The organism is Sphingobacteriales bacterium, assembly GCA_016700115.1.
Lineage (GTDB): Bacteria > Bacteroidota > Bacteroidia > Chitinophagales > UBA2359 > UBA2359.
In genome coordinates, this window is record CP064999.1 from 5617586 (window position 1) to 5631710 (window position 14125).

The 14125-nt window shown below is 35.6% G+C and carries 13 protein-coding genes; all 13 read right to left on the minus strand.

What is annotated here, in order from left to right:
- Positions 1-2: 2 nt before the first annotated feature.
- Positions 3-2204 carry a glutamine synthetase III gene (locus IPM47_20140; GenBank protein QQS29115.1) on the minus strand — a complete coding sequence of 734 codons (2202 nt, stop codon included), beginning with the start codon at positions 2202-2204 and terminating at the stop codon, positions 3-5.
- Between the two features lie 288 nt (positions 2205-2492).
- Complete coding sequence (infB, locus tag IPM47_20145; GenBank protein ID QQS29116.1) at positions 2493-5693, minus strand: translation initiation factor IF-2; 3201 nt, start codon at positions 5691-5693, stop codon at positions 2493-2495.
- Between the two features lie 294 nt (positions 5694-5987).
- On the minus strand, positions 5988-7244 hold the full coding sequence (gene nusA / locus IPM47_20150; protein QQS29117.1) for a transcription termination/antitermination protein NusA: 1257 nt from the start codon (positions 7242-7244) through the stop codon (positions 5988-5990).
- A gap of 20 nt (positions 7245-7264) precedes the next feature.
- Positions 7265-7753, minus strand: coding sequence for a hypothetical protein (locus IPM47_20155; GenBank protein QQS29118.1), 489 nt, complete (start codon positions 7751-7753; stop codon positions 7265-7267).
- A gap of 217 nt (positions 7754-7970) precedes the next feature.
- The gene (gene rplQ / locus IPM47_20160) at positions 7971-8444 is read right to left on the minus strand and encodes a 50S ribosomal protein L17 (GenBank protein QQS29119.1); all 474 of its coding nucleotides are present in this window, start codon (positions 8442-8444) and stop codon (positions 7971-7973) included.
- Positions 8445-8537: 93 nt separating this feature from the next.
- On the minus strand, positions 8538-9536 hold the full coding sequence (locus tag IPM47_20165; GenBank protein QQS29120.1) for a DNA-directed RNA polymerase subunit alpha: 999 nt from the start codon (positions 9534-9536) through the stop codon (positions 8538-8540).
- A gap of 162 nt (positions 9537-9698) precedes the next feature.
- Positions 9699-10304, minus strand: a complete 606-nt coding sequence (rpsD, locus tag IPM47_20170) for a 30S ribosomal protein S4 (GenBank protein ID QQS29121.1) — start codon at positions 10302-10304, stop codon at positions 9699-9701.
- A 77-nt stretch (positions 10305-10381) separates the two neighbouring features.
- Positions 10382-10777, minus strand: a complete 396-nt coding sequence (gene rpsK / locus IPM47_20175) for a 30S ribosomal protein S11 (protein ID QQS29122.1) — start codon at positions 10775-10777, stop codon at positions 10382-10384.
- 140 nt (positions 10778-10917) lie between these two features.
- Positions 10918-11295, minus strand: coding sequence for a 30S ribosomal protein S13 (gene rpsM, locus IPM47_20180; GenBank protein QQS29123.1), 378 nt, complete (start codon positions 11293-11295; stop codon positions 10918-10920).
- 3 nt (positions 11296-11298) lie between these two features.
- On the minus strand, positions 11299-11415 hold the full coding sequence (gene rpmJ / locus IPM47_20185; protein QQS29124.1) for a 50S ribosomal protein L36: 117 nt from the start codon (positions 11413-11415) through the stop codon (positions 11299-11301).
- A 37-nt stretch (positions 11416-11452) separates the two neighbouring features.
- On the minus strand, positions 11453-11671 hold the full coding sequence (infA, locus tag IPM47_20190) for a translation initiation factor IF-1 (protein QQS29125.1): 219 nt from the start codon (positions 11669-11671) through the stop codon (positions 11453-11455).
- 112 nt (positions 11672-11783) lie between these two features.
- Positions 11784-12578: a type I methionyl aminopeptidase gene (map, locus tag IPM47_20195; protein QQS31539.1), complete on the minus strand. Its 795-nt coding sequence runs from the start codon at positions 12576-12578 to the stop codon at positions 11784-11786.
- 167 nt (positions 12579-12745) lie between these two features.
- Positions 12746-14089 (minus strand): preprotein translocase subunit SecY, encoded by a 1344-nt coding sequence (gene secY / locus IPM47_20200; GenBank protein ID QQS29126.1) that lies wholly within the window; start codon positions 14087-14089, stop codon positions 12746-12748.
- Positions 14090-14125 lie beyond the last annotated feature (36 nt).

Consider the following 14125-nt stretch of genomic DNA (forward strand, 5'->3'; position numbering starts at 1 on the left):
ATTTATTTCATAAAAAACAACTCTCTGTACTTTGGTAAAGGCCATAACTCATCATCCACTATATCTTCCAAAGCATCTGCAGATTCCCTGATTTTTTCAAAGAATGGTTTAACTTTCTCACAAAAAGCTACAGCCTTAGCCTCAGCATTTGGCAACTCAGATGCAGTTTTTCGCTCTGCATTCATTGTATCAACCGTTTTTTTCAGATTGTTAACATGATTGGCTAATGTTTTGACCAACCCAATTTCCTGCGGAAAATCCAAAGCAGTATAACCTATATCCATTGAAGCTCGTACTGATGAGGCAACTATTTGCTGATACTTTACCGCAGCAGGTATAACTTGACTTAAAATCATATCTGTTAATACTCCGGCTTCTATATCAATTTTGCGTTGATATTGTTCAAGCCATACATCATAACGTGCGTGCAGTTCTCTATGGGAGTAAAGACCTGTTTCAACAAGTACTTTATGGGCTGCTTTTGATTTGAAAAATCCAAGTGCATGTGGTGTGGTTTTCACATTTGACAATCCCCTTTTGTTAGCTTCTTCTTCCCATTCTTTACTATAATTATCACCTTCAAATAAAATGCGGCGACTGTCAGTTACATATCGGCGCAATACTCTTAAAATTGCACCATCTCTTTTTTCGCCCTCTTTAACCAAATCTTCCACATCTTTTTTAAACTCAATCAATTGACTGCCGACAATTGCATTAAGAATTGTCATAGCCAATCCACAATTTGCGGAAGAACCCACAGCTCTGAACTCAAATTTGTTTCCGGTAAAGGCAAATGGAGAGGTTCGATTCCTATCTGTATTGTCCAGCATCAAATCAGGTATCTTATTATGTATATCTAATTTAAGCTCTGATTTTTCAAATTCGTCCATTTTACTGCCCTTTTTGATTTTATCTTCCAGTTCATCCAATACCTTAGTTAAGGTTGTACCGATAAAAACTGAAATTATAGCAGGGGGGGCTTCATTAGCTCCAAGTCTGTGGTCATTGCCAGCAGAAGCTATCGCCGCCCTTAATAAATCTGCATTATCATTTACTGCTTTAATAGTATTAATAAAAAAGGTCAGAAACCGAAGGTTGTTTTTGGGCGTTTTACCGGGAGACAGCAAGTTTTTTCCAGTGTTTGTAGCCAATGACCAATTATTATGTTTGCCAGATCCATTCACTCCAGCAAAAGGCTTTTCGTGAAATAAAACTCGCAATTTATGTCGTCTGGCAACTCTGTCCATTAAATCCATTAAGAGTTGATTGTGATCAACTGCAATATTAGCTTCTGAAAAAACAGGCGCACATTCATACTGCCCGGGAGCAACCTCATTATGACGAGTTCTGATTGTAATGCCAAGTTTGTGAGCTTCTGTTTCAAAATCTAACATGTAAGCATAAACTCTTTCCGGAATAGATCCGAAATAATGATCTTCCAGTTGTTGCCCTTTCACAGAAGGGCTTCCTATTAAGGTTCTGCCGGATGTGGCGATATCAGGGCGGGCGTAATAAAGTGCTTCGTCAATTAAAAAATATTCCTGCTCCCAACCCAAAGTGGGGTAAACCTTGGTGATATTTCTATCAAAGTAGTTACAAACATCTACTGCTGCGGTTTCAAGAAAATGTTGAGATTTGAGCAAAGGAGCTTTGTAATCTAAAGATTCACCGGTAAAAGAAACAAAAATGGTCGGGATGCATAAAGTTTTACCTGAAGTACCGACTGACATAATAAATGCAGGCGAAGAAGGATCCCAGGCTGTATATCCCCTTGCTTCAAAAGTTACTCTTAATCCCCCAGATGGAAAACTTGACCCATCAGGCTCTTGTTGAACAAGGGCATCACCGTTAAAGGTTTCTATCCCTTTATTGGCATCAAGTGGTGTAAAGAATGTATCATGCTTTTCGGCAGTGGCACCCGTTAATGGTTGAAACCAATGACAATATGAAGTAGCCCCTTTGCTCATAGCCCACTCTTTCATAGCAACGGCAATCTGATCGGCTATATTTCTGTCTATTTTCTGCCCTGATGTGATTGAACCCGTCATACTTTCAAATGCTTCGTGAGAAAGATACCTGCGCATGGTATCTATATTGAAGACATTTGATGCAAAATAATCGGAAATTTTAACAGAAGGTAGCTTAATGTCAATAATTTCACGATTTTGTGACCGCTCAATAGCTTTAAAACGATTGTTTGGCATATTTTTTTGTTTTATTTTGAAGAATTAAGGCGCAAAAATAGATTTCTTCTTCAAAAAAAACAAATATTTTTTTGAATAATCAATAAACTGCCATGTTTTTTACGAAGACGAACATACCTGATTACAAGATAAATACGGGGATATATTATTCCAAAGTAGTCATTATTCTAATTCTGTTACAGAAAAGTATCCTGTTCTTGATAAGTGTTTATCCCATACTGTAAACAAAAAATGGCAACAAGCTAATTGTGCTTATTGCCATTAATCATTGATAGTGTTTAAAAACTTTTACAAGGTTCGTTTCACTTGGATTTCTTCATAACCTTCAATAATATCCCCAACTTCAATTTTGTCGTAATTTTTTATTGAAATACCGCACTCCATTCCGGGGATCACTTCTTTAACGTCATCCTTAAATCTTTTTAGGGATGAAATTTCACCGGTATGCACAACAATGCTATTTCGAATAACTCTGATTTTGGTTTCGCGATTAATTTTTCCTTCGGTTACATAACAACCTGCTACAACACCAACTTTGGTAATTTTAAACACTTCCCTAACGATAACATTACAAACAAATCGCTCTTCAACAGTCGGCTCCATTAGCCCTTCCATCGCCGATTTAATTTCATTGATAGCTGTATAAATGATGGAGTACATTCGAATGTCAATATTTTCGTTATCGGCTTGTTTTCTTGCATTTGCTGTTGGTCGAACCTGGAAACCTACTATAATAGCATCAGAAGCACTGGCTAACAAAACATCAGATTCGGTAATAGCCCCTACACCACGATGAATGATTCGAACCTGTATTTCCTCTGTTGAAAGCCTTTGCAACGAATCGCAAAGAGCTTCTACTGAACCATCAACATCTCCTTTTACAATCAAATTAAGCTCTTTAAAACTTCCTAATGCCAATCGTCTTCCAATTTCTTCAAGAGTAATATGCTTATTGGTTCGTTGGATCTGTTCGCGGTAAATCTGTTGTCGTTTATAGGCAATTTCTTTGACCTCTTGCTCAGAGTCTAAAACTCTTATTTTATCGCCGGCTTGTGGAGCACCATTTAACCCTAAAACAATCACAGGAGTTGATGGTGGGGCTTCTTTAACTCTTCCGCCTCTTTCATTAAACATAGCTCTGACTTTGCCAAAATATTGTCCTGCCAAAACCATATCTCCAACATTTAGAGTTCCGGTTTGTACAAGAATTGTAGCAACATAACCACGCCCTTTGTCTAACGAAGCCTCGACAACTGTACCTACTGCATTGCGATTGGGATTTGCTTTCAGGTCCAGTAATTCGGCTTCAAACAATATCTTTTCAAGTAACAAATCTACGTTTAACCCCTGTTTTGCTGAAATTTCCTGGCATTGATACTTGCCTCCCCAATCTTCAACCAAAATATTCATTTGAGCTAATTGCTCTTTTATTCTTTCGGGATTTGAGTCGGGTTTATCAATTTTGTTTATTGCAAATATCATAGGCACACTTGCTGCCTGAGCGTGACTGATTGCTTCTTTTGTTTGGGGCATAACATCATCATCCGCAGCTATTACGATAACGGCGATATCGGTTACCTTTGCTCCCCTTGCTCTCATTGCTGTAAAAGCTTCGTGACCGGGCGTGTCTAAAAATGTGATATGTTTCCCATCTTCAGTAGTTACTTCGTAAGCTCCAATATGTTGCGTAATACCCCCCATCTCTCCGGCTACTACATTTGCTGTTCTAATATAATCAAGCAACGATGTTTTCCCATGATCAACATGTCCCATAATAGTAACAATAGGCGGTCTTGTAAGAAGATTTTCTTCTATTTCTTCGGTTTCTTCAATCACTTCATCTTCTTCGGATACTCCTGCAAACTCAACTTTATATCCAAATTCTTCAGAAAGCAATTCAATCACTTCTGCATCTAAACGTTGATTTATTGATACTACTAAACCTAAGTTAAAACAGGTGGTGATTATTTTATTTACCTGAATACCCATCAATTGCGCCAATTCATTAGCAGTAATGAATTCTGTAACGTGTAAGGTTTTGCTTTCTTCAAGTTCTTCTGCTTCTCTTTTAAGAGCATCCGTTTCTTTTTTCAGTTTTCTCAGTTTTGCACGGCTATTTTTTGCCTGATTACTAATCCCACCTGTTCCAAGGCGAGCCATAGTAGCTTTGATCTTTTCTTGAATTTCTTTTTCAGAAACTTCACTATCTAACCCAGGCTTTTTCAATAACGGTTTAGGCCTAAGGCGATCTTTTGCCGGAGATTTATCTTTTTCCTTTTTGGTTATTGTCGGCGATTCTATTTTTTGAAGCTTGCCATCAACAATTTTCTTTATAATTCTTTTTCTTTTGCGTTTTATTGCTGAGTCTGTGTCTTCTTTATTAGAAAAATCAGGGTTTTCATTAGCAACTTTTTCGGTTTGTTTTGGCTTTGTATCTACAGCTTTTTTCTCAGGACGGCCATTTTCTTTTGATTCTTTCTTTGATTTAATCAACTTTTTTTCTGGCCGTGTCTTATGATTTAAATCTTCTAAATTAATCTTGCCTACAACTTTAGGACCGGATAACACAATTTTATTAGACTCTATATCAATGATATCCTCATCCTCTGACTCTGAAGGGATATTAATTGGTTCCTTTTCAATATTAGAATCAATTTCCTTGTTTTGTGCTTTTTTTGATTTTCCTTTTTCAGACAAACTATCAGAAACTTGAACGTCATCTTGTTTTTTTCCAATTTCAAGTTTCTTTTTTTCGGTTTTCTTTGTCTTCTCCTCTTTTGCGCTTTTTGGTTTTTCCTCAGGTTGAATTTCCGGAAGTACTGATTTATCTACAACTTGCTCTTCAATATCTGGCTTAATAATTTTGCTGTCCTTTTGTAAGAAATCTCCATTGTTTTCTGTTTTGCTAATTTCAGAATCCGCGGTCTCAGACTTTTGTATATCTTTGGTCTGTAAGGATTCTTTAGCTTCAACTAAAGCAGCAATTTCCTGAATTTCTTCTTTTTCCCCACTTTTTCGTGTTATATCTTCATCTTTGGTAATTACAGATATATCTTTCTTGACTTCATCAATAGGTGAGGATATAATTTCAGTTTTTTCAATCTTTTTAACTGATGTTTCAACTTTACTTTCCTCCTTATTACTTGGTACAACTTCTATAATAGAAGGCAGAGGTGTTTCTTTAATGGGTTCAACAACTAATTCTTTAGTTTCTTCTTTAGGATGAACTAACTTTTTTTCTTCAATTTCAGGTTCAACATCAGGTCTGGATGTACGTAGATGAATATGTTCAGCTTTCTCTTTCAATGCCAGATCTGACTTAAAGTCTTTGAGCAGTAATTGATACACCTCTTCGCTTATTTTAGCATTGGGACTTTTTTCAATCTCAATGTTTTTCTTTTTAAGGTGCTCAATGACAATATCAATTCCAACATTGATTTCAGAGGCTACTCTTGCTAATCTATAATTTGCCTTTGGGTTTTCAGACATGTAAGGCTAAAATTCTTTTAAAAATAAAATTAAACTAATAATCAAAAAGCAAGCTACTTAAAGCAGCAACTTTACTAGAGCTAATCAAAAATAAATTTAAGTAGTAGCATAATTTGATGCAAGTTACCACTTTTTAGACGCATATACTCGTTTTAAAACGGTATTTAGTTCACTAAGTAATTTATTAAACTTAAAAAAAGTTCCTATTCTATATCAATAACACATTTTTTTCATCAAAACAATGCGTAAAGTTTGTCCTTTTTATTCGGTAAATTTTAGATGAATCTTTGTTAATTATTCATCCTCTTCAAACTCTGATCTCAAAATTTTTAAAACTTCTTTGGCAGTTTCTTCCTCTAAATCTGCTCGACGCATTAAATCTTCTACACTCATTTCCAGAACATTGCGAGCTGTGTCACAACCTATTTTTTTCAGCTCTTCAATAATCCATGCATCAATTTCATCGGCAAATTCATCCAATTCGATATCGTATTCTTCCTCTTCTTCTTCTGTATCACGATATACGTCTATTTCATATCCGGTTAGCTTGCTTGCTAATTTGATATTTACTCCACCTTTTCCAATTGCTAACGAAACTTGATCAGGTTTTAAATAAACTGAGGCTCGCTTTACTCCTTCATCAAGTTCAATTGAAACGACTTTTGCGGGTGTTAGTGCTCTTTGAATAAAAAGTCTGACATTATTTGTATAATTAATAATGTCAATGTTTTCGTTTCTAAGTTCACGCACTATTCCATGAATTCTTGAACCCTTCATACCAACACATGCACCTACCGGATCTATTCTGTCGTCATTTGATTCAACTGCAACTTTTGCTCTTTCTCCTGGCTCTCTGGCAACACGTTTAACTACAATAACGTTGTCAAAAATTTCAGGTACTTCCAATTCGAGTAGCTTTTCTAAAAATTTATTTGCTGTTCGGGACAAAATTATCCGTGGAGTAATACCATTCCTCAATTCCACCTTTTTAACGAGTGCTTTGATAGAATCTCCTTTTTTATAAAACTCTCTCGGAATCATTTCGTTTTGAGGAAGAATCAATTCATTTTCTTCATCATCAAGCACTAAAATCTCCCGTTTCCAAACCTGATATACTTCTCCGTTTACAATTTCTCCTTCACGTTCAGAATACTTTTTAAATAAATCGTCTTTTTGCAATTCCACAATTCTAGACATCAAAGTTTGCCTGGCCGATAAAATAGCTCTTCTTCCAAAGTCAAGTATATTTATCTGGTCATAAACTTCTTCTCCAACTTCAAAATCACTTTCAATCTTAATGGCTTCTGAATACACGATTTCTTTGTTAATATCGCTTACTTCTCCATCCGGAACAATAATTCGTTTGCGCCAGATTTCCAAATCTCCCTTGTCAGTATTAACAATTATATCAAAATTTTCATCAGAGCCATATTTTTTCCTTAGCAGTGTTTTAAACACATCTTCTAACACCTTCATTAAGGTTGGACGATCTATATTTTTTAGATCTTTAAACTCCGAAAATGAAATAACTAAACCTGAGTTTGCAGCCATAATACTACTATTTTATAGTACTAAAATATGATTTTTTCTGTTGCTGTTTTAATTTCTTCAAAAGCGATTTCAATGATTTTTTCTCCCTCATCATTGTTAGCTTCTGTTTTAATAAGCCTTCCTTTCACTTTTTTTTCCGTTGACTTTTTAAGCCTAATTCCCGTTTCGGTAGTTTGAACTAATACACCTTCAATTAATTTACCATTTTGTAGTGTCAATTCAAGACAACGGTTCAAACTTTTTAAATATTGCCTTCTGACTTTAAAGGGGGTTCCAATGCCTGGTGATGATACTTCAAGTATATAATGTTCGGGAACTAATTTTTCCAACTCTAGTTTATGTTCTAAAATCCTGCTCAATTTTGCACACATTTCAATACTAACACCAGTATCACAATCCACTAAAACTTGAATCTTTGAATTTTGTCCGGCAACTTTAACATCAACTAAGAAACAATTTGACTGCTCAAATTCCTTTTCTACCCACTGATTTATTTTTTCAATTAACAACGTAAATGTTTTTATACGGAACTATTATGTTAGAGAAAGATATTTTTAGTTCTCTGAAAAAAAGCCTTTTGGTATTAATTTTTGATGTAAAAGAAAGAGGGGACTTAAGGTCCCCTCTTTCTTGTGGTGCAAATTTAGATAAAATTTGTGAATGCAAGTAATTTTAATGTTGCTGTAGTTCTTAAATTTATTTCTTCGCGTTCTAATGTAGTAGTAATTAACTTGCACTAACTGCAGATTGTTCTTTTTTACCTTTGGTTGTGCTTCTTCGGGTGCGCCTTTTTTTAGCTCCTTCAGCTTCACTTGCTTCAGCTTGTTTTTTCAATAAATGCTCATTATAATCTACAAGTTCAATAATACACATTTCGGCATTATCTCCTAATCTGAAATCAGTTTTCAAAATACGGGTATATCCTCCGGGGCGAGTAGCAATTTTTTCTGCTATTTCGTCAAACAAAATCCCAACGGCTTCTTTGTCTTGTAAATAGCTGAAAACTACACGACGAGAATGTGTTTCATTTGTTTTAGCTTTGGTCAACAAAGGTTCAACATATGTCCGAAGTGCCTTGGCTTTAGCCAAAGTTGTTTTAATTCTCTTATGCTTAATGAGTGATGTAGCCATATTAGATAACATTGCTTTTCTATGAGCAGATGTTCTTCCTAAATGATTTACTTTTTTGCCGTGTCTCATCGTCTGTATTAATTAAAGTTTAGTCAATTTTTTCTTGCATGAATATTGTTACTATGCTTTTCAGGATGGAAGTAAAAAGTTGAAAAAAAAATTTTACTCTTCGTCTAGTTTGTATTTAGATAGGTCCATACCGAAAGAAAGTCCCCTTTCAGTTATTACCGCTTCTATTTCGTTAAGTGATTTCTTACCAAAATTGCGGAACTTAATTAAAGAATTGGTATCATAATGAACCAATTCTGCTAAGGTGTTGATTTTTGCTGCTTTTAAACAATTGTAAGCGCGAACAGATAAATCAATATCTTCCAAAGGAGTTTTTAATAATTTTCGCATGTGTAAGATATGTTCATCCACCACATCATCATTACTGTCTTTGATATTGTCAAAAGTAATATGCTCATCAGATATAAGCATCAGATGTTGAATTAATATTCTGGCAGATTCTTTGATTGCTTCTTCAGGGTGTACAGTGCCGTCTGTTTTTATTTCAACAATTAGCTTCTCAAAATCAGTTTTTTGTTCAACCCTGGTATTCTCAACTGTATAACGAACGTTTCTTATCGGAGTATAGATAGAATCTATTGGGATTTCTCCATGCACCATTGTGCTTTTTTTGTTATCGTCAGCTGCAACATATCCACGTCCTTTTCCGACGGTTAATTCAATATCAAGTGATACCGAAGTATCCATATTGCAAATAATCAGATCGGGATTAGTAACTTTGAAAGTATTTGTATGCTTTTCAATATCTCCGGCAATAAATTTTTCTTTATTTCCAATAGAAATAAATATTTTTTCTTCTTTATTGTCCTCGTCTTTAATGACTTTTTTAAATCTGATCTGCTTCAGATTAAGGATAATTTCTGGAACATCTTCGATGATGCCTTCAATGGTTGAAAATTCATGATCTACGCCACTTATTTTTATACTATTGATGGCATACCCTTCTAATGAGGAAAGCAATACTCTTCTAAGTGCGTTTCCAATAGTTGCACCGAAACCCGGTTCTAACGGGCGAAACTCAAATAACCCTTCAAACTCGGTAGTTTTATGGGCGTGTATTTTCTCTGGCTTTTGAAAAACAAGAAGTGCCATATATAAGGTTCGTTATTTAAAAAGTGAACAGAACTGACTAAATCGGTTATACGTACTTACTGTTTTAACCTAAATAATAGATAGTTAGAACTTGAAAATTCGATGTTTATGAAATTAAATCGAGTTAAAACAAACAAGTAGTAACACAAAAAAACGGACAAACTATTTAGAGTATAGCTCAACGATTAACTGTTCATTAATATTCTCGGGTATTTGTTCACGTTCTGGAATAGCAATAAAGGTGCCTTCTAAAGTACTTCCATTCCAATCTAACCAAGGATATTTATTTGTTGTCCCGGATAAAGAGCTAAAGTTTTGCATAGTTTTAGATTTGGGGCGGATAGTAATCTTATCACCCGGTGACAAACAAAATGAAGGGATGTTCACACTTTGTCCGTTTACCAGAATATGCCCATGACCAACTAATTGTCGGGCACCTCTTCTTGAAGGGCTTAAGCCAAGACGATAAATAACATTATCCAATCTTCTTTCGAGTAATTGAAGCAAAACTTGTCCGGTTACACCTTCTTTGCGATTGGCATGTTCAAATGTTTTTCTAAACTGCCTTTCCAATAAACCGTAAGTATATTTTGCTTTTTGTTTCTCCCTTAACTGGATTGCATATTCTTTGGTAGCACCTTTGCGTTTTTTTGCCAACCCGTGTTGGCCGGGTGGATGGTTGCGTTTTTCAAAAGCTTTATCGTATCCGAAAATTGCTTCTCCAAATTTTCTTGCAATCTTTGTCTGTGGTCCTCTATACCTTGCCATATATTTCGAATGGAATTTTAATAATCAAAACTAACTCAATTCTGCTTTTTCTGATTTCGCGTAAAATGATGAAATTTCTACACTCTACGTCTTTTCGGAGGGCGGCAACCATTATGTGGAAGGGGAGTAACATCTCTGATAAATGTTACTTCAATACCTGAAGAACTGATAGACCTGATAGCGGCTTCTCTTCCAGAGCCCGGACCTTTTACAAAAACCTCCACTCTTTTAAGTCCTGCATCAATCGCTGTTTTTGCAGCATCGGTAGCAGCAATTTGTGCAGCGTAAGGTGTGTTTTTCTTAGACCCTCTGAAACCGGATTTTCCTGCCGAAGACCAGGAAATGACTTGACCAGATTGATTTGTAAATGATATCAAAAGGTTGTTAAAGCTCGCTTTTATAAATGCCTTCCCGTCAGCCTCAACTTTGACTACCCTTTTTTTAACTATTTTCTTTTTAGTCGCCTTTGCCATATCTCAAATTATGTAGAGTAACTTAAAAATTTATTTGCGAAATTTTGTATAACCTAAAACGTTCGAACATTAATTTAGAGTCAATACGGAATTGACTTAAATATTCTGCCAGAATAAGTTCCAAACAGAAAAGTGTTCTTCTATTTTTTAGTTGCTTTTTTCTTTCCGGCAACTGTTTTCTTTCTGCCTTTGCGTGTACGAGCATTTGTCCGGGTACGTTGTCCACGTAGAGGCAAACCCTTACGATGGCGAATACCTCTGTAACACCCTATATCCATCAAGCGTTTAATACTTAACTGAACTTCTGAGCGCAACTCCCCTTCTAACTGATATTCGGTTATGACTGCTCTTAATCGGATAATATCGTCATCACTTAAATCTTTGACCTTTTTATCCAAAGAAATTTCAGATTTTTCAAGTATTTCTTTAGCCCTACTTCTTCCAATTCCGTAGATATAAGTCAATGCGATACTGCTTTTCTTAAATCGGGGTAAGTCAATTCCAGCTATACGTGCCATAAATTATCCTTGTCTTTGTTTGAATTTAGGATTCTTCTTGTTAATAATGTATAAGCGGCCTTTTCTTCTCACAATTTTGCAATCTGCAGTCCGCTTCTTAATAGATGCTCTCACTTTCATGATGATGTTATTTTCAGGTTTGGTTTTGTTTTAAACCTTATTTATAGCGATAGGTAATTCTACCTTTTGTCAAATCGTAAGGTGACATTTCAACTGCAACTTTATCGCCCGGTAAAATCCTTATATAGTGCATCCGCATTTTACCAGCAATATGAGTTATAATTTCATGTCCATTTTCCAATCTCACTCTGAATTTTGCATTACCGAGTGATTCAGTTACTATTCCGTCTTGTTTAATTAAATCTTGTTTTGCCATAATTTTTTTTAGAGTATTTCGCAACTTTTGCCGGAAAAACTCACGTATATGCAATAAAATCAATCAATATTCAAAATGCGCCTGCAAATTTCGCACTTTTATTTTACTTTTACTAATTAAGTGCCGTTAATTCTGCATTATTTTTTACACACTCCTCAATTAGTTCAAACGAAGATAAAATATCTGCCTGTTTTTTTCTGATTGTAATCGTATGTTCAAAATGAGCGGATGGTTTTTTATCACTTGTAATGACCGTCCAACCGTCGTCCAAATGAGTGATATTGCGTTTACCCATATTGACCATTGGTTCGATTGCCAAAACTAATCCTTCAATCAACTTAACACCTTGCCCTCTTCGTCCATAATTAGGAACTTCCGGTGCTTCGTGAAGTTGCCTTCCTATTCCATGTCCAACTAATTCTCTGACAACAGAAAAGCCATTTGATTCATTATGTTGTTGAATTGCAAAGGAAATATCTCCTAATCTGTTACCTTCAATCGCTTGTTCAATCCCTTTGTATAATGATTCTTTGGTTATTTTAAGCAATTGAAAAACATCGGGCTTAACTTCTCCCACACAATAAGTATATGCTGAATCTCCAAAAAAGCCATTTGCTTCAACACCACAATCAATTGAAACTATATCTCCATTTTGCAATTCATAATTTCCGGGAAAGCCATGAACCACCTGTTCATTTACCGATATACATAGCGTAAACGGAAAGCCTTGATATCCTTTAAAAGCCGGTTTTGCTTTATTGTCAAAAATATATTCCTCAGCTATTTTATCGAGTAAAATAGTTTTGATACCGGGTCGAATTTTTTTTGCCACTTCTGCATGGGTTTTAGCAACTAATAGGCAACTATGTCGGATTAGCTCAATCTCTTCCTCAGTTTTGTAATATATTTTTTTCGATTTCGACAAGGCAGAAAATTTATTATCTGTGTTTTAATATAATGGAGAATATTGAACCTGTTGAAATTTCCTTCTTTATTAGAACAATAAAGTTTCCCAAGTTATCTAAACCGGGAAACTTTATAGGTCGCAGATTAAATCTGACATTTGTAATATGCTTACTGATAAGCTCCTGCTGCTTGTCTTCCTTTTATACGGGCATTTCCTTTTAATAACCCGTCATAATGACGCATCAGCAAGTGACTTTCAATTTGTTGTAAAGTATCGAGCATTACTGCTACCAAGATTAAAAGTGACGTACCTCCAAAGAAATTTGCAAATTGGCTGTTAATGCCTGCACGGGTAGCAAAAGCAGGTAAAATGGCAATTAAAGCAAGAAAAATCGATCCCGGTAATGTAATCCGGGAAAGAATATCATCAATAAATTCTGCGGTTTTTCTTCCTGGTTTTACTCCCGGTATAAACCCGTTATTGCGCTTCATATCGTCTGCCATCTGAGACGGATTGATGACAAGTGCAGTATAAAAATAGGTAAAAATGATAATCATGAAGAAGAAGACGAAGTTATACCAAAACGAGTTTGCAACGTTTCCGGATTGAAGATTTTGCATAAACTGTGACTCCGGAAAAAATGTAGCAAAAAACGATGGGATAAACATCAGTGCTTGGGCAAAGATGATAGGCATTACGCCGGCAGCATTAATTTTTAAAGGGATAAATTGCCTAACTCCACCATATTGGCGATTACCGACTATTCTTTTTGCATATTGTACGGGTATTCTCCTTGTTCCCTGAACAAGCATAATAGTACCAAACACAATTGCAACCAACATCGCCATTTCAATTACGAAGAAAACCAATCCTCCGCCCGAACCGGTTGCTAATTTGGCTTCTAATTCTGCAACAAGAGCAAAAGGCAGCCTTGCCATAATTCCCACTGAAATCAACAAGGAAATACCATTACCAATACCTTTGTCTGTTATTTTTTCACCTAACCACATACAAAAAATTGTTCCTGCAGTTAAAACTACCACGGTAGAAAGTGTGAATAAAAATGAACTGATAACTATGGCACTGGCAGCTATTGAATGTAAAAAAGTGACGTAACCGATAGCTTGAAATCCGGTAACGGCAATTGTTAAAATTCTGGTGGTTTGGTTAATTTTTCTTCTTCCGCTTTCACCTTCTTTTTGCAATTTCTGAAAATACGGAACAGCCAAAGTCAGCAATTGCATGGCAATTGAAGCTGAAATGTAAGGCATAATGCCTAAAGCAAAGATAGAAGCACGTCCGAAAGACCCGCCCACAAAAATATTTACTAAACCTAAGAGTCCTGAGTTTCCGGAAGTTGCAAGATCGCTCAACCCGTTAGGATCTACACCTGGTAAAACTACATAAGAACCAATGCGGTAAATAAAAATCAACGCTAAAGTGAGAAAAATGCGCCCGCGCAAATCTTCTATTTTATAGATATTGCGAAGTGTATTGATTAAATTTTTCATGCTCGCTTTTGTGTTTTAACTGCCTTGCTGTAAAAG